Below are 19328 nucleotides of genomic sequence, written 5' to 3'. Positions count from 1 at the left end.
AACTTCTTTAAAGTCCTTTTAAAGAAGTTGTTAAAATATTATACGAGGAGATACCAATATGAAAAGTGCAGTATTTTATGGAGAAAAAAAGTTAAGTGTTGAGGAGCGTAAGAGACCTGTTGTAAGCATGGGGGAGGTCTTAATTGAAGTCAAAGCATGTGGTATTTGTGGCACTGATGTTCATATTTTTGAAGGGGATGAGGGGGCGGCTCCGACCCCTGAAAACACAGTTTTAGGCCATGAATTTGCCGGTATTGTGACGGAAATTGGTGAAGGAGTAAAGGAATTGCGGGTGGGGGATCGTGTGGCTGTCGATCCAAATGCTTTATGTGGCAGCTGTTATTTTTGTCAACGTGGCGAAGGGCACTACTGTGAGCATATGGTCGGCACTGGAACTACAGTTGATGGTGGTTTCTCACAGTTTTGCTTAGTTACACCTAAACAACTATACCTATTAGCAGAAACAACTAGTTTTAGTCAAGGTGCAATGGCTGAACCCTTATCTTGTTGTATCCATGGTGTCGATTTATGTCAAATTAAAACAGGGGACACTGTCGTAGTGGTTGGTGGTGGTATGATTGGGTTATTAAACCTCCAATTAGCTAAATTAAGTGGGGCGTCTACTATTATTTTAATTGAACCAATTGAAGAAAAGCGTCAACAAGGTCTATCTTTAGGTGCTACTTTAACGATTGATCCTTTTTCTGAAAATCCGAAAGACGTTTTAAGTAGCCGTCAGATTAAAAATGTTCAGGTTGTTATTGAATGTGTTGGTCGTCCTGAAACCATCAAGCAAAGTATTGAATTAGCCGGTAAACAGGGAATGGTTATGATGTTTGGCTTGACCAAACCCGATGAAGAAATCACTATAAAACCCTTTGAATTTTTCCAAAAAGAAATTACCTTAAAATCTTCTTTTATTAACCCCTATACTATGGGGAGGGCAATTGATCTGATTAATCAAGGGCGAGTAGATGTTGCGTCCATGATTGAAGAAGTTGTGCCTTTAGAAAACCTTCCAGAAATTTTAGGTAATCAGAAACTTAGAAGCAAAGGCAAGTATATCGTTAATCCCTGGTTGTAATAGGTCGTAGAAGTTTTGATGAAGTTGATAAAAAAGCCCTTACAATTGGATAAGGGCCTTTTTGAGCGTTTAGCACTAATCTATCTCTGATAAGTACATTTAAGGTAAGGGATAAGTTCCTTTAGGTTCTTTATCTAATAGAATTCCTGAATCAGCAGTATAATTATCTTCTCTTGAAAAAGCGTTGTCTCTGTCAAATTCCCCTTTTTTGGAAAAAGGCTCTTCAAATTTTTTTGAGTTTTCTTCAGTTTTTGGTATTCGGGAGATTGCTTTATCAGCAACGACATCTCTAAAAGGTAGCCTGATCAAAAGAACGAATGTGAAGACAAGAGCAACGCCAATAAGATACCATTTTTTTTGCTTAACCATATTTTAACCCTCCTTAAATTAATTTTATCACGATTTAAGGAGAAATTCCAGCAGCTATCTGAACATATTATTAGTCCTTAGTATGTGGAAAGTTAATTTTTGAGGTGAAACCAGTCATAAGATGTTTCGACGGCATGCAGATATGGAGTAGTGGCTGAATCATTTATTTTTGACCCATTGCAAGATAGTGTTATACTTTTTTTATGCTAATTACTTGAGAAAGGAGGCGTGAAAATGGTTGAAAAGAAAAAAATGGAAATAATAGATGGACTGACAATTAAATACCATGCAAATGGTCAAACGATTTGGTCCAAAGGAAAATTGGATAAGGGTATCCCGACTGGGTATTGGGAGTGGTACCGTGTTGAAGGAACTCTCAAACGATCAGGTTATTTCAAGGGTGGAGAGCAAGTTGGTTTATGGACAACCTACGATAAAGAAGGACACCCCTATAAAACAACTGACATGGGAAGTAATTAATTAAAGCCACTGAGGTCTGAAGTTCTCAGTGGCTTTAGTCAATTATTTAATCCCTTGGTAGATCGCATTTTATGGCAATATCAAAGCTTAGTTCATGCTGAGTTGATAGTTTTTGTAAGTTTTGCAACAACAATAAAATCCAGCTAAATGCCATGATAAATGCAATTAATTCGAAGGCGGTAAGAGAAAGATAGTGAATATTAGAGAAAAGAATGTTACAAATAAATAATACCCCGCCTATTCCATAAGAAATAAACAAAAATTCTCTAGTGACTTGTGGTAATAACCAACGGATACTGAAAATCAAAATAATCACTAAATAGACTAGCCATGAGGCTGCCTCCGTATGAATAATATGAAGCTCACCACCATCGTTTGGGAAGAAACCAACGGCACCTAAAGTAATAGCGGTCACTGTTAATAGGCCTCTTAATATCATAAGCTGCTTGCTTTTAGGGAATGATTTCCGCAGTGAAACAAACAAGTAATCAATCAATGCAATCATTAAGAGCGCTGAAATCATCAATGTAATATTGAATTGCCAGCTGTTAACGGCATTTTGAGTACCAAGAAAACTGAAATTATGTTGCCACCACAGATAATCAGCATTGGTTAGCATCGAAAATAGAAGTCCCCCTAGTATGACTGAAATTAATAAGGTAATGATCATCGTTGACGAAATTGAGGCAGCGAAGTAAATCATAAAATAATTTATCACTGACGTAAACAGAAAGAAAATAAAGGTGGCTGTTAAGACATCAAAGCTTGCGTCTTTAAATAATATACCGACCAACCAAAAAAAGCCAGAAAGCACGAAGGCTAAGATAATCGCAAAAGCTACGAGAATGGTTGGAAAATTTCGCCAATAAATATTTTTTGTCGGATTATTCTTTTTTTGTCGTTTCCCTTTTACAAAAAAGAAACTAAAGACGCAAATTCCACTAAACAATCCTAACGTAATAACCATGCTGGCGATTGAGAATTTGCCAGTTAGTGGTACTTGACTGGTTCTTTCATAAAGTGTTAGTAGGTAAAAAACAAAACTTATCAGTAAAGAGGGAAGTAAGAACCACCTGAGAGTGATAACCTGGTTCTCTGCTTGATTTTTCTTTGTAATGCTAATTCCCTGATTTTTGATGGCCATAACAAGCTCATCACTCTCAGTAAAAGTAAGGTCTTGATAAATTTCAGGAGGTATTTTAATAATTAACTCTTCTTTTTTCATTGTAAGGGCATGCTCCATTCGATTGGTAAAACTTCTTGAGATTAGAGGGTCAATAAAATCACTATCTCTCTTGCTAGTTTAGCAAAGTCCCTATATGAAGTAAAGGCATCAAATGTAGTTTTGTTTCAGGCAGTATTACAAACTTATGTCCTCTTGCAAGGGCGTTTGATAATTATTTCGCCAAAACAAAGTTATTATTTTGTGGGGAACAAAAAAACCATTAAAGCTGATCAATTAACCAGCTTTAGTGGCGTGTCACTTATCTTATTTTGTTAAAAATTCTTTTAGCGCATCAACTAGTGGTGTCAAAGGCTTTCCTAAAGCCAGTTCAAAGTCAGTCGAGGAGATATCCAGTTGACCAGTACGAATATCATTTTGAATCATTAAGATAAAACCAATTGCCGCTTCAGGTACATTACTAGTCACCAATACGTCTTTATATTGATCATCATTCATTGATACTATGTCAAAATCTTTCTGACTAGCGATTTTAAGTACATTGGCTAATTCTCCATAAGTGGTAGGCGATCCAGATAGTTCAAAAATGTCTTTCGATTCACTTTTACCTGTTAAAACATTGACTGCCGCTTCGGCAAATTCTCTCTTTAAAGCCCAACCAACTTTTCCTTCTTCAGCCGAATAAGTAAAAGGGAGACCTGATAACGCTGCCTTCAAGGTATCTGATTCATTTTCTAAGTACCAGTTATTTCGTAAAAAACTATGTGGAATTCCTGACTCAACAATTAATTTTTCTGTTGAAATATGATCTTGTGCTAAAGGACTTTTAGATTGGGCTCCTTTTGGAAAGCTTGTGTAAGCGATAAAGGAAATGCCGGTTTCCTTGGCAGCCTTTACCACATGTTGATGCTGTTCTTCACGGGTAACGGGGCCCCCTGGTTGAGACGATATAAATAATAAACGGTCAATTCCTGTAAATGCTTTAACTAAACTTGAATAATCATCAAAGTCCCCAATCCTTACATCGAAGCCTTGTTCTCGTAGTGGAATTGCTTTTTCCTCGGTTCGTGCTAGCGCCACGATATTGTTCAAAGAGGCGTGTTCTTTCAAATAGTTTAAAGCGTAGCCTCCTAATTCGCCTGTTGCACCTGTAATTAAATAGTTCATCATCTGTCAACCTTTCTTGTGTTAGTATCATTACTTTATCTATTACTATCATAAACCTGTTAGTTTCTTATGTAAAGTAAGCACTCTTGAGTGGCTTAGTTACTTTTGGGTAACTAATATGTGGAGGGGCGTTTTTCTAATCAAAACATCAATAATCAATTCATTTCGCAAAAATAGTATAAATGATTAAAAAAAAGCACGATAGTTATTTAAGTTTAGCCGGACATCTGATATAATTAACTTATAATTATTGAACGTCGCTGAATAAAGTCAAATGTCCCGTTGCTTGTATCCCCTGTTGGCTAAGGAGTGGAGCTAGATGAGAAAAATGATGACCTTCCAAATTAAACCAAGGCTAAGAAGACTGATCTCACATTGTCTTCTGTTTTGGTTTGTCTTCGTTTTAGATGGCAAGCACACAAAATAGTAAATCAGGGGATCAATTGAAGAATTAATTATGTCAACGTCCGGTAGGAAGAAAACCATGGTTTTGTGTCGATACACATAGCTATTACTTGCTGAATGATAAGTGTCCTTACCGGACACACCAGGTAAAGGAGGAAAAAAATGAGTGAACGGATGGAAGAAGTCGGTGGTTACATTAATGGATTAAGTAAGGAAAAACTTCGGCAATTACTATGTGAGTTAATGGAGGAATACCCAACAATATTTCTCGGATTGGTTAGGCGGTCGAATGAGAAGGAGGGGGATACAAACTAACGGATCAGAAAGACAATTATCAAACTAGAGAAAGCGGATACATCGAGTTCGTCAATTATGTTTATGGTAAATCCTCTGATCGAAATTAGTTATCAAATAAATAAGGGGCTTAAGCTTTTAGTTGGAATGGTATATAATAAGCTAGTGTAGGGTTTCACAAAATATTTAGGAGGATTTTCATGATAAATTATCAACCTTTACTAACCCCATTAACTTTGACGAACGGGGCGGTTATCCCCAATAGACTAGCAATGGCGCCAACATCAGTCACCGATGCGGCTCCAGATGGCAGTATTACATCTGCTAATTTACTTTTTTTTGAGGCCCGCTCTCAAGTGGCCGGTTTGCTTATTGCTGGAGCGGCGACGGTGACTGAACGGGGTAAGGCTTTTGAGAGTCAAATGAGTGTGGCACAGGATCAACACATCGTGGGGCTAAGGCAGCTGGCTGAAACGATGAAGCAAGATGGCAGTAAAGCCGTTTTACAAATTTATCATGCTGGGTGTCAAGCTGCGGCATCACACGCTATTTATGGTGAAGTGGTTGCACCGAGTCAGCGATCTTTTCAGGGGCTAAGGTATGAACCTAGAGAGTTATCGGATGAAGAAATTTTGACGATTATTAGACAATTTGGTGAGGCAACTGAACGGGCAATTGAAGCTGGATTCGATGGAGTTGAGATTCATGGAGCAAATAATTTTTTGATTCACCAGTTCTTTTCTGCGTACTCCAATTTACGTGAAGATAAATGGGGTGGTTCCTTAGAGAAACGGATGGCCTTTCCATTAGCCGTTGTTAAAGAAGTTAAAAAAGTTGCAGTTAAGGAAAAGTCGGATTTTATTGTTGGCTATCGATTGGTTCCAGAAGAAATAATCGTTGATGGTACTGGGTATAGTTTTGAGGAGTCGTTAGCTTTAATCGATGTGCTTGCGAATCAACAGTTGGATTATATTCACCTATCTATTTTTTCAGGTTATAAGAGTCATGCTGCTAATTCACCCGTTCCTTATGGTCAGGCAGTCAAGGCGCTTGTAGGAGAACGGGCGGCAGTCATGATTGTTTCTCAAGTTACGACAGCGGAAGAGGCCTTGGACGGTTTAAAATTTGGCGATATTGTGGCTTTAGGTCGCAGTTCAATGATTGAGCCAGCTTTTGCTGCTAAGATTGAGAAAGGCCAGTCTGAATCTATTTGGACTGAAATTACGGCCGAGAGTGCGCCAAATTTGGCTTTACCTCATGATTTAGTTGAACTGTTTACATCAGGAGCGGTTTCTTTAAGGTTGCCAGGTCAAGAATACTTACAAAAATAAACTTATTTGTGAGAGGTAATACAGGTGCTGAGCTAAAATAGTCAGCATCTGTTTGCGTGTGGCCATCTGAAATAATTGAATAGATAATCATTTGACAGTATAATAAAATTTACGAATGAAATAGAAACTAAAGGTGGGGGTTATAAATAATGGAATATGTATCATTTAATCAAGTGCCAATAAAGGAAGCAGTGGCTCTATGGAATCAGTCTTTTTCAGATTATTTAATTCCGATTGACCTGTCAGAAGAAGCTCTGGTTAATCGGTTAAGTGAGCTACAATTATCACCTGTTCACTCATTAATTGCTAAATTAGAGGGGCAGCAAGCTGGAATCATGCTTTATGGTCATCATCTTATAAATGGCGAGGAGACGGCGTGGATTGGCGGCATGGGCGTTCATCCTGATTATCGACGAAATGGTGTCGCTAAAAGATTAATCCAAGAAGCTATTAGGACCTCAAAAGACTTAGGCGTAAGTCGTTTATTATTAGAGGTCATTAAAGGGAATGATCGAGCAGAAGCCCTTTATCGTCAATTGGGGTTTCAGGAAGTCAATCAGGTTTCCTATAATAAGGGAATGTTAAACAAAGATCGGCAAAATAAAGTTGCGCTTCAACTTGAAGAAGAAAGTGTCACTAACGAACGCTGGTCCAAGCAATTGTCTGGCACAACGTGGCAAAATATGTTTATTAGTAATGGGGACTTATGGAAATTAATTGTTGAACAAGAGGAAGTTGGCTACTTGTATTGTTCGGAATTAAAGTTAAATGATAAATTAATTGGTTTGGTTATCAAACAATTAGTGTTGTATCCTGGCCATGAGAATTTGGTTGAAGCCGTTTTGAGTTCACTCTTTTCTAAGTATGGAGAAATATCAGTTAGTGCTAGTAATTTTGATCTTAACTGGCCTGTGACAAGGGAGTTGAAGCGCTTAGGTCTTAATGAGGAACTTAGACAAATTCAAATGGAGCTGCTTATTAAGTAGTATTAATGAAGCAAACTGTAAAAAGTTTGTTTTTTTTGTGCAAAATTTTTACGAAAGGGTGGACATTTTATTTGGTTTTGGTAGAATTGTATTGTACGAACAATAGACTGTAGCTAAAAAAATAATCGGGGGGTTATATTTAATTCTAGTAAAACGGTTTACATGTTATTTTTGTACATTTGTTTTGTCATTAGTAAATAGGAGGGGAAAGATTGAAAAAGAACAGATTTCGTTTAGCAAATGTTATGATGTTAGGTTTATTGCTTTTGGGAACGGTTGTGCCATCTGTTTCGGCTTTGGCGGAAACGATAGAAAGTAGTACAGCCAATAGCAGCACTCAGGTTACGAGTCAAAAAGATTTGGAACCGCTTACTGACTCAGCGGAAGCATCCACCCGTTTAGAGTCTACAGATAAACCAACTATTGATACTACTTCAGTGGAAAAAGAGGCTAATCAAGAAGCCGATTCAGTGGCACCGAAGGCAGTGGGAAAAGAGACAAAAACCTTAACTATTTTAGGCACTTCGGATGTCCATGGGAATGTTTGGGATTGGTCGTATGAAGACGATGCGGCAGCTGATTTAGGTTTCGCTAAAATTGGCACGATTGTTAAAGCGGAGCGTGCCAAAAACCCACATTCAATTTTAGTGGATGCAGGTGATAATCTCCAAGGAACTCTTTTGACAGACGATTTGTATAGTTCCAATCCAGATTATCTAACTAAGGAGCACCCTGTGATTACAGCCATGAAGACCATCGGCTATGATTCCATGTCTTTGGGCAATCATGAGTTTAACTTTGGCTTGGAGCTAATTAAGAAGGTTGAAAAAGAAGCCGCGCCAGTCTTTCCGCTGTTGTCGGCTAACACATATGTGAAAGAGACAGATAAACATTTTGTTCAAGCCTATAAAGTTCAAGAGGTTGATGGCGTAACAGTTGGCATATTAGGCTTAACAATTCCCCATGTAGCCATGTGGGATGGAGAAAAGGTTAACAGCCTATATTTTACTGATTTAAACGTTGAAGCGGCCAAACAGGTTAAAGCGATGAAGGAAAAGGAAAATCCGGATATTATTGTTGCAGCCATTCATGCTGGACTTGATAATAGCGATCCAGGAGCTGCGGCTAGGAATGTTATTTTAGAAGTTCCAGAAATTGATGCATTTGTTTTAGGTCATGATCACCGTGAATATGCGGAAATGATTGCTGATAATAGGGGAACTTTAAAACCAGCAGCTGCCGTGAAAGATACAGGCGCCGGTGTGGTTAAGATAGATTTGCAACTTGAAAAAAATCCTGATGACAAAGATGGAAAATGGTCAGTTGCTAAGAGCACTCCAAGTATTATTTCTTCAAAAGATGTTGCTACTGATGAAAGTGTCAGACAAGCAACAACAGAAGCTCACAAAGCGACTCAAGAGTATGTCAAAGATGTCATTGGCAATGCAACGGCCGATTTTTTACCTGAAAATGAGATTCCAGGTATTCCAGAAGCCCAACTACGGCCGACAGCGATGATTTCATTGATTAATAATGTTCAAATGAAAGTCACAGGATCGGATATTGCAGCAGGCGCATTATTTAGAGCTGATAGCGATCTAAAAGCAGGCCCAGTAACTTTTGCCAACATCTTTAATATTTACAAATATCCAAACACTTTAATTGGAGCGAAGATGAATGGTAAGCAGCTTAAGGCTTATATGGAACGTCAAGCCGGTTATTATCAACAGTATGAGAAAGGCGATTTATCAATAGCTTTTAACCCTAATATCAGAGTGTATAACTACGATATGGTAACAGGGGTTAAGTATAAAATTGACATTTCTAAGCCAGAAGGCCAACGAATTGTCGATTTAACCTTTAATGACAAACCTGTGACAGATGAGTTGGAATTGAAGATATCGATTAACAACTATCGTTTTGAAGGGATGGTCAAAGATAAATTCGTGGATCCAGAACCTTATTATGAATCAGATCCAGATACGTTGCGTGGTGAAATCGTTAAGTATATCAGAGACTTCCGTGAGGGGACGATAGACCCGAAAGATGAGCTTAAAGAAAGTTTCGAAATCATTGGGGCTGATTTGCGTCATCCTGCACGGGATTATGTGATTGAACAAATAAAAGCTGGTGCGGCGGGTTTTACTGATTTAGTTAAAGCATCGGCAGATGGTCGAACACCAAACGTTGAAAAAATTAATATCAATAATTTGATAGATAAGGGATTAATTCCTTCAGAGTACTTAGGTGAAGGATTTAATATCATGCATACAAATGACATTCATGGTCGTTTGGAATACTTAGAAGATAAGTACAGTCCATCAATTGGGATGGCGCGTGTAAAAACCTTTAAAGAAACCGAAAAACCAACATTGTTAGTTGATGCTGGTGACGCTATGCAAGGTTTGCCTATTTCTAATTTAACCAAGGGTGCTGATATGGTGAAAGCCATGAACGCAGTTGGCTATGACGCCATGACTTTGGGCAATCACGAGTTTGATTTTGGCATTGAGACAGCCTTACAGTATCAGAAAGATCTGACATTCCCAATTGTCTCAGCGAATGTTTACAAAGGGGATAAATTAGTATTTAAGCCCTATACGATTGTTGAAAAAACAGTGGGAGACAAACAGATGAAATTTGCTCTGATTGGTTTGACCACTCCGGAAACTAGTGTAAAAACCCATCCAAATAACATCAAAGGTATTTCCTTTAAAAAGCCAGCACCAATAGCCATTAAGACGATTGAGGAAATTGGCGATCAGGCCGATGCTTATGTCTTTATGACTCACTTGGGCTTTGATGAAACTACCTTAGAGGATGAGACTAGTACTTATTTAGCAAAGGAATTAGCTAAAGCATATCCGAATGAAAAAATCTTTATTGCAGATGGTCATTCTCATTCCCAGTTACCAGAGGGGCATAAAGAGGGCAACGTGCTAATTGGGCAAACAGGTAATTATTTAAACAACGTTGGGGTAATGTCTGCTAACTACAGTAAAGACGTGGCAACAACTTCTGCCAAATTAGTGCCCTTTGCGCAATTGAAGTCTTTAACTCCCGATACAGCGGTTCAAGCTATTGTGGACCAAGCGCGAGCAAACTTTGATGAAGTGATGAAAGAAGTTGTGATAGAGAACAATACCATTCGATTTAATGGGACACGAGAAATTGTTCGCTCAATAGAGACTAACCTAGGAAATCTAATCGGCGATGCGCTTTTCGAATATGGTCAAACCGGCTTTAAACAAAAGTCTGATTTTGCCGTTGTTAATGGTGGTGGTATTCGTCAGGATATCGGAACTGGTATTGTGACAAAGGGTGATATTGTTGGTGTTATGCCTTTTGGCAATACGATTAGTCAGGTACAGGTCTCCGGTCAAGAAATCTATGATATGTTTGAACATTCAGTGCGTTCAACAGCAAAAGATGCTGAAGGGAATGTGATTTTAGACGATAATGGCTTGCCAATGTTAGGTCAAAATGGTGGGTTCTTACAAGTCTCAGATTCTATTAAAATCACATATGATTCAAACAAAATAGGTGCTGATCCAGAAAAAAATGTGCCGGGAGAACGGGTGACAGCCATCCAGCTTAGGAATCAAAAGACTGGGAAGTTTGTTGACGTTGATAAGGCCAAAAAAGATTATTACTTAGCTACAAATGATTTTCTGGTAGCTGGTGGTGATGGTTATGGAATGTTAGTTGGCAAACCAGTTGAAGAAGGAGATTCTCTTGATGAAGCCTTCTTGCCTTACTTACGTAATCTCGATGAAAATGGATTGGCAAAATATGCCAAAGAATTAACGTTTGATCGGATTATTCCTAAAAAATCAGAAAATGTGTCAAAAGATTTTAGCTTTTCGATTATGCACACAAATGATATGCACGGTCGCTTAGATTTTGAAAAAGATAAATCACTGGGAATGGCTAAATTAAAAACCTATAAGGATACGATTAAGCCGACATTGATGTTAGATGGTGGCGATTCTGTTCAGGGATTAGCTATTTCTAACTTTAGCGAAGGGATGGATATGGCTAAAGCCATGAGTTTGTTGCCTTATGATGGCGTAGCAGCTGGAAATCATGAGTTTGATTTTGGTTATGAGCGTGCCATGGCATTTAAGCAATTATTGCCAATGGTTTCTGCTAATGCTATTAAAGATGGTAAAACCTCTTTTGATGCGAAAAAAATCGTAGAGAAGGATGGTAAGAAATTTGCCATTATCGGATTATCAACACCAGAAACGGCCTTTAAGACACATCCTAAAAATGTAGAGGGGGTGACATTCCAAGAGCCGATAAAAGTCGCCAAAGAACAATTAGATTCATTAAAAGGAAAAGCCGATGCCTTTATCTTTGTGACCCACTTAGGTATTGATAAAACCACACCAGAAGCGTGGCGTGGGGATACTTTAGCAGCGGAATTGTCAAAAGCTTATCCTGATGAGGCGATTGTAATTATTGACGGACACTCTCACAGTGAGTTACGTGAAGGGCAAGTTTATGGCAATACATTACTGGCACAAACAGGTAATTATTTGAACAATGTTGGAAATATTGAGGTTACCGTTAAAAGTGGTAAAGTCAGCTTTAATGCGCGCCTTGTGCCAACAAAAGAACTGAATGACGTGGTAGATGATCCAGCGGTTAAGGAGATTGTCGACGCGACGAAAGCTAAGTTTGAAAAAGAAATGAACGAGATCGTTCTGGAAGATAACCCTGTTTATTTTGAGGGTGATGGGGCTTATGGTCGAACTCGTGAAACAAACTTAGGCAATGTGATTGGAGATGCATTAGAGAATTATGGGCAAAATGCCTTTAGTACGCCAGCTGATTTCGCCGTTATTAATGGTGGTGGCATTCGTGTACCTGTTGAGAAAGGCAAAGTGACTAAAGGAGATATTCTGGCAGTATTGCCTTTTGGAAATACAATCGCCCAAATCGATGTAACGGGTCAGCAAATCTATGAAATGTTTGAACATTCATTACGTTCGGAAGCGCAAAAAGACAAAGACGGTAAAGTTATTTTGGACGACAAAGGCTTGCCGATGTTAGGTCGAAATGGTGGTTATTTACAAGTTTCAAATTCTGTGAAAATTATTTATGATTCCAATTTACAAGGAGCAGTGCCGGAAAATAATGTCGCAGGTAGGCGTGTTCTTGATGTTCAGATTCTTAATCGGACATCGAAGAAGTTTGAATCTGTTATGCGAGAGAAGACTTATAAAGTAGCGACTAATGATTTCTTAGCAGCTGGTGGAGATGGTTATACCATGTTAGGCGGGAAACGAGAAGAAGGCAAGTCAATGGACCTCATTTTTACAGAGTTCTTGCAAGAGATTACCCGTAGTAAGCAAGAGAAGGTTGTTCCACTGGTTGCTAGTAAGTATCAGCTAACGGATTATACAGAGCCATTCCCTTACAGTCGGATTATCCCGATGACTCAAGCTGATTTTGAAGCGCAAAAACCAGAACCAGAATTAGATTTAGCCTTATTGGAAGCCGCAATCATAGCGGGGGAGACACTGAAGGGAACGGATTATACCAAAGAAACGTGGGAGAATTTCGCCAAAGCATTAGAAGAAGCGAAAAGCGTCCTGAAAGCTGGCCAACAAGTGCCGCCAACGACTACTCAAGAAAAAGTAAATCAGGCGACAGAGGCCTTAACTAGCACTCGCGAAGCGTTAAAAGTAAAGGAACCCGTCAAATCACTTGATTTGTTGGGGCTTGAAGCCGTAATTAAAACGGCAAGTGTACCAAAAGAGGCAGATTTTACTGCCAAGTCATGGAAAAATCTGATGATGGCGTTAAAAACGGCTAAAAAAGTCCTAGCAGAGGCCCAAAAGAGTGAGCCTCAAGTAACACAAACAGAAGTTAATAGTGCTACTTGGGAGTTACAAATCGCAATAGGAAAGCTGGATCCAAAGGGCAAGCTTTTAGAAGTGAAGGCGTTGGCCTTAGCAATAGAAAAAGCCATGGGACTTAAAGAAGCTAATTATACACCAGCTACTTGGAACCCTTTCTTGACAGCTTTGGAAAAGGCTCAGAGTATCTTAGCTCAAGCCAATAGTCAAAATTTCCCAACAACTCGAGTGGCTACTGAACTAGATCAAGAGGACGTTGATTTGGCTCTTGCTGACCTAAAAACAGCCACAAATCGTTTAAAACTTCTTACAGATGCTGGAACAGGTAATAATACTGGGACTAGCTCAGGTAATGCTTCTGGTACAATTGGCTCAGGTAGTAGCACAGCCAAGAAGAAGTACCTGCCTCAAGCAGGAGAAGCTGCGGTTAGCGGTGCTTTACAAGGAATAATAATTATTCTTGGTGTAGGGTACTTGTACAAAGAAAAACGACGCCGTGAAGGTAATTTATCTTAAAATGTAGATGTGAATCATCAAAAATAAAGCTCTTGGAACTAGTCATTGACTGCTTCCAAGAGCTTTTCCTAACTAAGCGTGTGGTCAAAATAGCGTAAATATAAAAGCTAAGGTAAAATAAAGGGAAGACTTAATCTGGAGGGCTGATGGGATGTTTAAATTTATCAAAAATCATTCAATCTTGGTGTTAACGGTTGTAGTAGGGGGATTGCTCGTTGTTATCCCGATGGTTCGAGGGATAATAGAGCCAAATTTGACCATTGATGGCATGTACAACTTTGTGGGATCTTTTTTTGGGGTTTTAGCAGCTGTCATGCTGGCCTTCAGTGAGAATAAAGCTCAAAATCAGGCGATTCGTGAAGAGATTGAATTAAATGCTCGCAAAGAGCGCACGATTCAAGCAGAGTTCCTTTATCGGGAAATGTTGTTTCAAAAAATTGAAAATTTATACGCTAAATTAAATACGTGTATCTATCAAAATGAAGAATCAATTCGATTGATTAAGTATAACCGAGAAACGGTGGATGAACGTCAGATGATGAATAAGTTACTGGAAAACCAAAATCAAAGTGAGAAACTGATTCATGATATTGAGCTACTTAGCATCTATTTTCATAATTATCAGCCCAATATTGAGCGAATTGTCTCTTTATTCGAACATAGTCGTGATCATTTAAGCTTGCTAGAAGTCAATTTAACAGCAGGCGAAACCCATTTTTTTAATAATAAAGTCGAAGGTTATACAGAATTTTTAGATGATTTAGATAGATTATTAGATGAGTTGTCAGTTGATTTATTGAAGAAGATGAAAGCAGAAGTGGTAGAGCTAGCTAACTTGAGCTCACTAGGTCAAACAAAACCGTAATTTAAAACAGCCGCCCCAAGGGACGGCTGTTTCTGTTAGTATACTCGGACCACTTCGGCACCGAAAGGCATTAAGGCTAATTTTGCCATTTTAAATGATTGTAAGCCAAAAGGAATTCCAATGATGGTGATACACATTAGAATACCCGAAGCGAGGGATACAAGGGCCATTGGGACCCCAGTTACAATCAACCAAATAATATTAAGTAAAAGCGAACCGGCTCCACCGCCATAACGGACTTCCTTGCCAAAAGGCGTGAAGGAAATAGAGGCGAACTTAAAGTATTGCAGACCAATTGGAATGCCTATAATGGTGATACACCAGAGAACACCAGCGAGAAACCAACCAATTCCTTGTACTAGTCCGCCTAGAAGAAACCAGATTATATTTCCTAAAAAGTTCATTGTCATCACCTTTTTCTTTCTTATTCTCAGTTTAGCAGATAAAAGGCCCTTTTTCATGGGTCTTGAGAAGTATCTTTATGTCAAACTGATTACAAATATATTATTTTTTTCTATCATTTTCGTACATTTTTAATAAAAAAGCGCTTATCAGTTGTGATTGTCAACCATTACACGTATGATAGGTATATAAGTTAATTTTTAGGAGGTACGATACTCATGATGCCAGAAGATATTCAAAGAATGAATTCGTTTATTAAATATTTTTTGAATTACATTAACTATTTAGAAAAAGAAATGGCGGACGATTCTTATAATTTTAATGAAATTCGAGTTATTTTTGAATTGTTGGAAAATGGTCAAATGTATGCCAAAGATATTGAGAACGAATTAGACCTTGATAAAGGCTATACAAGCCGTATCTTAAAACGCCTCCTAGATGAGGACTTGATTGAACGCCAGCAATCCAGCGAAGATAAACGCCTGTATTACGTTTCTTTTACAAAATCGGGAAAAAAACGGGCTACGGAGCTCTATCGCAAATACGAAAATGTAATAGCCAAAGATTATGAGCGTTTGTCAGATGAAGAACGCCAACCATTTTTAGAATCCTTGGAATTGATTGAACGATTACATAAACGAAAATTTCACTGGAAAAATAATGAAGAATAACTGAGAGAACTATCCCATAATTAGATTTACTAATTATGGGATAGTTCTTTTTACATAAGTATCGCGTGAGGAAACTTTGACTCTTGTTGTTGGTATCAATTCGATTGTATTGACTATCAAGGGGGAGTATTATTAAGAAGAGGTGATGAAATGACAACATTTAAAATTGGTGAGGTGATTCAGGAGAAACGAAAATCCCGAGGAATCACTCAAAGTCAGTTAGCTTATGAAATGGGAATATCAAAATCCTCTGTTTCTAAATGGGAAACGGGGCAAACCTATCCAGATATATATTTATTACCTGAGTTGGCGACTTATTTTAGTATTACGGTCGATGAACTGCTGGGTTATGCGCCTCAGCTGTCTCGTGAGGAGATTCGAAAGCACTACAGAAAGTTGGCAAAAGACTTCGTTACGGAGCCATTTCCGGTTGTTTTGGCAGAGTGTCGCCGTCTTATTAAAAAGTATTACGCGTGTCTGCCTTTTCTGTTGCAAATGAGTGTTTTAATGGTCAACCACACTAATTTGGCAAATCAAGAGGAGCAAGTGGCCATACTTGAGGAGGCTATCGGATTGTGCCGACATATTAAGTCAGAAGCAACGGATTCGCCAATGATTCACCAAGCGAATTCCTTTGAGGCAGCTTGTCAAATGTTTTTAGGACACCCACAGGAAGTTTTGCTGTTATTAGGAGAAGAAGCCAAGCCTTATCTCGGTAATGAACAGTTAATGGCGGGGGCGTACGACATGTTGGGGCAAGCTGTTAAAAGTCACGAAATTCTTCAAGTGAGTATTTATCAACAACTGTTGAGTCTTATTTCCTCAAGCGGTAAACTCCTTCATTATCAAGTAATGGACTTGGTGAAATTTGACAAAACGGTGACAAGAGCACAGGGGCTGATTGACTTATATGCTATCTCAAAGTTGCATCCTTTTTTATATGTGACCTTTCTTTTGGAATGTTTTATGGGCTACACCCAGCAAAAACGTCTGATTTTAGCTTTTGAAAGCTTGTCTAAGTTGATCATCGTTCTTGAGGGGATTACTTATCCGGCCACGCTCCACGGGGATGCTTATTTTGACTCGTTGGATAGTTGGATTGATGACCAGCTGGAGTTAAGCAGCACGATGCCAAGAAATGAAGAACTGGTAAAAAAGTCCATCTTGTCCTATTTTACAGAAACGTCTTTGATACAAGAAGAGTATGGGGCTAATCAGGAATTTAAAGGGTTATTAAGAAAATTAGAAAATGTTTTAGGTTAATAGACAAAAGAAGAGGGTGTTAGAGATGCATGTTGGGGTTAATACAGTATCTTTAGAAGAATTAAAGCTGCTACTACCTATAATAGTGCCACTGTTAGTGATTCAACTTGCCTTGGCAATTGTCGCAGTGGTGAAAATCATGAAACAAAAGGAATTTCGTTTTTTTAATAAAGTCAGTTGGCTGTTGATTGTCTTGTTGCTGCAACTAATTGGTCCGATTTGTTATTTTGTATTTGGGAGGAGTGAGTCATGATGGTTTTGGAAGTGTCAGGAATTAAAAAGAAATTTGGCTCGCAAGAAGTCTTAAAGGGCCTTGATTTTAGCTTGCCTGAGCAGTCAGTACTTGGGTTTATCGGTCAAAATGGCGCTGGTAAAACCACTCTGATGAAGATGATTGTTGGGCTGCTGTCCAGTGATGAGGGAACGATTAAAGTTTGTGATGAAGTGGTTTACTATGGGAATACTAAAACAAATCGTTTAATTGGTTATTTACCAGATGTGCCTGAATTTTACGGCTATATGACAGCACTTGGTTACTTGACACTTTGTGGCGAAATAACTGGGATGACGGGTCCAGAAATTAAACTAAAAGCGACTGATTTATTAAACTTAGTTGGTTTGGAAAATAACAAGAAAAAAATTCAAAGCTTTTCTCGTGGGATGAAACAGCGGTTAGGAATCGCTCAGGCTTTGTTAAATGAGCCAAAGCTACTTATTTGTGATGAGCCAACCTCTGCTTTGGATCCATTAGGACGTAAAGAAATACTGGATATTTTGCATCGAGTGAAAGCTCAAACTACGGTTATTTTTTCGACCCATATATTGTCAGATGTGGAAAAGATTTGTGATCAGATAATACTGTTACACGAAGGTGAGATTAAGTTGTCTACGACGCTAGCTGAGATGCAAGACCGTTATTCTTTTAACCAGTTACTGATAGAGTTTAATGAGGCTCTTCTACCGGAAGATGTCACTTATTTATTTAAGGACCTGGTTGTTAAAGTTGAATCAGGAGTGTATTTCATTCAAGGACAAGAGCTAACCTCACTTCAAGAAACACTTTACCCCCGATTTATTCAACGTGGCCTTTTCCCCAAAAAAATGGAGGTTTACCAACCTAGTTTGGAAGATATTTTTTCGGAGGTGGTTAAATGAGAGCTTTAGTTGCATTTATTAAGAAGGAGTGGCTAGAAGGGATTGCCCATTATCGCTTATTGATTGTCTTGACCTTATTTACGGTCTTGGGATTAATGAATGTCTTTACTGCTAAGTTTACCCCTCAACTGATCAGTCGTTTAGTCTCCGAAGAATTGGCCAAAACCTTTCCAGAACCAACGATTATGGATGTTTGGCTGCAGTTTTTCAAGAATACTAGCCAAATGGGGCTGGTAGTTGTGGTGATTATGTTTAGTGGGATACTGACTCAAGAGTATCAAAAGGAAACACTAACTATCTTATTAACTAAAGGTTTAAGTCGTTGGAAAGTCATTATTGGAAAATTAGTGTCTAGCAGTGTGTTTTTTACCTTAGGGTATTGGCTCAGTGTTGTAGTGACTTATCTCTACGGCTGGTTTTATTTTGATCATGGAGTCTTGAATATGTGGGCTGCTGTTCTAATGTTATGGCTCTTTGGCTTGTTCCTTTTGGTCATTAGTTTGTTGGGAGGTATTCTTTTCCGGCAAAATTACGGCGTGCTTCTGTTTACGGTGATGGTTTTTGGTTTTATGTTACTTGCCAATGTATTTCCTAATATTCAGGCTTATAATCCAATTAGTTTGGCCTTAAATAACGGGGCTCTTCTGGAAGGGATGACACAAGTGGTTGATTTTTATCCTGCTATCGCTGTGACCTTGGTGTTAAGTGTGCTTATGGTGATACTAGGAATCCTTCGTTTTAATAAAAAAGCGTTATAATCTTTTTTTAACGAACAATTCTAATAGAAGTTTTTGTTGACCTAAAATAGACAATCAGCTGATTATCTGTTTTAGGTCTTATTTTTGGTATAAGTAATCACTTTAATTTTTTTTAGCGGATACTCTTGAACATTCCCAAAACAATTAGAACTGTTGTTAAGGGAGGGGATCCCCCTGCAACTATTTTGTTTCCTGATTATCTTAAGAGAATTGTTAATTTAGAGTCATTTTCTAGCTGACAAAAATGACTACTGTGGTATATGTTGGTCTATACGCTGGGATTAGGTGTGAGTTGTTATATGGCAACAGGTAATGTATGATTTCAAGAAGAAATACGTAAAATTGTCGAGGATCAATAACCAAATACCAGTAAAGAGTGGCATAACATGGCTACATTTAAACGTCTTGCTGATGTTGGCCCAAAAAATAAAAACAATCTATCAACACGTCTATAATCAAACCTACGACTAATTGGTTAATCAACTATTAAAAAGCCACAGGATACTCAAAGAGCCCCTGTAGCTAAAGCATG

16 protein-coding genes are annotated in these 19328 nt (G+C 38.4%); 12 read left to right on the top strand and 4 right to left on the bottom strand.

Annotated elements, in window-relative coordinates:
* The first annotated feature begins 58 nt into the window (after positions 1-58).
* Positions 59-1084: a zinc-dependent alcohol dehydrogenase family protein gene (locus tag RWN13_RS07935; protein ID WP_314061960.1), complete on the top strand. Its 1026-nt coding sequence runs from the start codon at positions 59-61 to the stop codon at positions 1082-1084.
* A gap of 99 nt (positions 1085-1183) precedes the next feature.
* On the opposite strand, the gene RWN13_RS07930 is transcribed toward RWN13_RS07935, so the two are convergent.
* Positions 1184-1453, bottom strand: a complete 270-nt coding sequence (locus RWN13_RS07930) for a hypothetical protein (RefSeq protein ID WP_314061959.1) — start codon at positions 1451-1453, stop codon at positions 1184-1186.
* A 234-nt stretch (positions 1454-1687) separates the two neighbouring features.
* Between RWN13_RS07930 and RWN13_RS07925 the strand changes: the two genes are divergently transcribed.
* The gene (locus RWN13_RS07925) at positions 1688-1933 is read left to right on the top strand and encodes a hypothetical protein (RefSeq protein ID WP_314061957.1); all 246 of its coding nucleotides are present in this window, start codon (positions 1688-1690) and stop codon (positions 1931-1933) included.
* Between the two features lie 46 nt (positions 1934-1979).
* Here RWN13_RS07925 and RWN13_RS07920 read toward each other — a convergent pair whose 3' ends face one another.
* Positions 1980-3158, bottom strand: a complete 1179-nt coding sequence (locus tag RWN13_RS07920) for a DUF998 domain-containing protein (RefSeq protein ID WP_314061955.1) — start codon at positions 3156-3158, stop codon at positions 1980-1982.
* Between the two features lie 264 nt (positions 3159-3422).
* Positions 3423-4283, bottom strand: coding sequence for an NAD(P)H-binding protein (locus RWN13_RS07915; protein WP_314062006.1), 861 nt, complete (start codon positions 4281-4283; stop codon positions 3423-3425).
* 567 nt (positions 4284-4850) lie between these two features.
* Between RWN13_RS07915 and RWN13_RS07910 the strand changes: the two genes are divergently transcribed.
* From RWN13_RS07910 to RWN13_RS07890, 5 genes are all read left to right on the top strand, one after another.
* The gene (locus RWN13_RS07910) at positions 4851-5003 is read left to right on the top strand and encodes a hypothetical protein (RefSeq protein WP_314061953.1); all 153 of its coding nucleotides are present in this window, start codon (positions 4851-4853) and stop codon (positions 5001-5003) included.
* A 179-nt stretch (positions 5004-5182) separates the two neighbouring features.
* Positions 5183-6313 (top strand): NADH-dependent oxidoreductase, encoded by a 1131-nt coding sequence (locus RWN13_RS07905; RefSeq protein ID WP_314061951.1) that lies wholly within the window; start codon positions 5183-5185, stop codon positions 6311-6313.
* 149 nt (positions 6314-6462) lie between these two features.
* On the top strand, positions 6463-7299 hold the full coding sequence (locus RWN13_RS07900; RefSeq protein ID WP_314061949.1) for a GNAT family N-acetyltransferase: 837 nt from the start codon (positions 6463-6465) through the stop codon (positions 7297-7299).
* A gap of 212 nt (positions 7300-7511) precedes the next feature.
* Positions 7512-13682, top strand: coding sequence for a 5'-nucleotidase C-terminal domain-containing protein (locus RWN13_RS07895; RefSeq protein WP_314061948.1), 6171 nt, complete (start codon positions 7512-7514; stop codon positions 13680-13682).
* Positions 13683-13833: 151 nt separating this feature from the next.
* The gene (locus tag RWN13_RS07890) at positions 13834-14547 is read left to right on the top strand and encodes a hypothetical protein (protein WP_314061946.1); all 714 of its coding nucleotides are present in this window, start codon (positions 13834-13836) and stop codon (positions 14545-14547) included.
* 35 nt (positions 14548-14582) lie between these two features.
* Here the strand turns inward: RWN13_RS07890 and RWN13_RS07885 are convergent, their stop codons facing one another.
* Positions 14583-14951 carry a YccF domain-containing protein gene (locus RWN13_RS07885; RefSeq protein WP_314061944.1) on the bottom strand — a complete coding sequence of 123 codons (369 nt, stop codon included), beginning with the start codon at positions 14949-14951 and terminating at the stop codon, positions 14583-14585.
* A 216-nt stretch (positions 14952-15167) separates the two neighbouring features.
* On the opposite strand from RWN13_RS07885, the gene RWN13_RS07880 reads away from it, so the two are divergent.
* The 5 genes from RWN13_RS07880 (at position 15168) to RWN13_RS07860 (ending at position 18796) form a co-directional block, all read left to right on the top strand.
* Positions 15168-15620: a MarR family transcriptional regulator gene (locus RWN13_RS07880; RefSeq protein ID WP_314061942.1), complete on the top strand. Its 453-nt coding sequence runs from the start codon at positions 15168-15170 to the stop codon at positions 15618-15620.
* 150 nt (positions 15621-15770) lie between these two features.
* Complete coding sequence (locus RWN13_RS07875; protein ID WP_314061940.1) at positions 15771-16883, top strand: helix-turn-helix transcriptional regulator; 1113 nt, start codon at positions 15771-15773, stop codon at positions 16881-16883.
* 25 nt (positions 16884-16908) lie between these two features.
* Positions 16909-17136: a PLDc N-terminal domain-containing protein gene (locus tag RWN13_RS07870; protein WP_314061938.1), complete on the top strand. Its 228-nt coding sequence runs from the start codon at positions 16909-16911 to the stop codon at positions 17134-17136.
* Positions 17133-18038 carry an ABC transporter ATP-binding protein gene (locus tag RWN13_RS07865; RefSeq protein ID WP_314061936.1) on the top strand — a complete coding sequence of 302 codons (906 nt, stop codon included), beginning with the start codon at positions 17133-17135 and terminating at the stop codon, positions 18036-18038. The genes RWN13_RS07870 and RWN13_RS07865 overlap by 4 nt, the downstream gene beginning before the upstream one ends.
* Positions 18035-18796 (top strand): ABC transporter permease subunit, encoded by a 762-nt coding sequence (locus tag RWN13_RS07860; protein WP_314061935.1) that lies wholly within the window; start codon positions 18035-18037, stop codon positions 18794-18796. Before RWN13_RS07865 ends, RWN13_RS07860 begins: the two co-directional genes overlap by 4 nt.
* Positions 18797-19328 lie beyond the last annotated feature (532 nt).

It is taken from the genome of uncultured Vagococcus sp., assembly GCF_963518325.1.
In the GTDB taxonomy this organism is placed as follows: domain Bacteria; phylum Bacillota; class Bacilli; order Lactobacillales; family Vagococcaceae; genus Vagococcus_D.
Note: the sequence above shows the minus strand (reverse complement) of the source record. Positions and strands in the feature narration are given on the sequence as shown.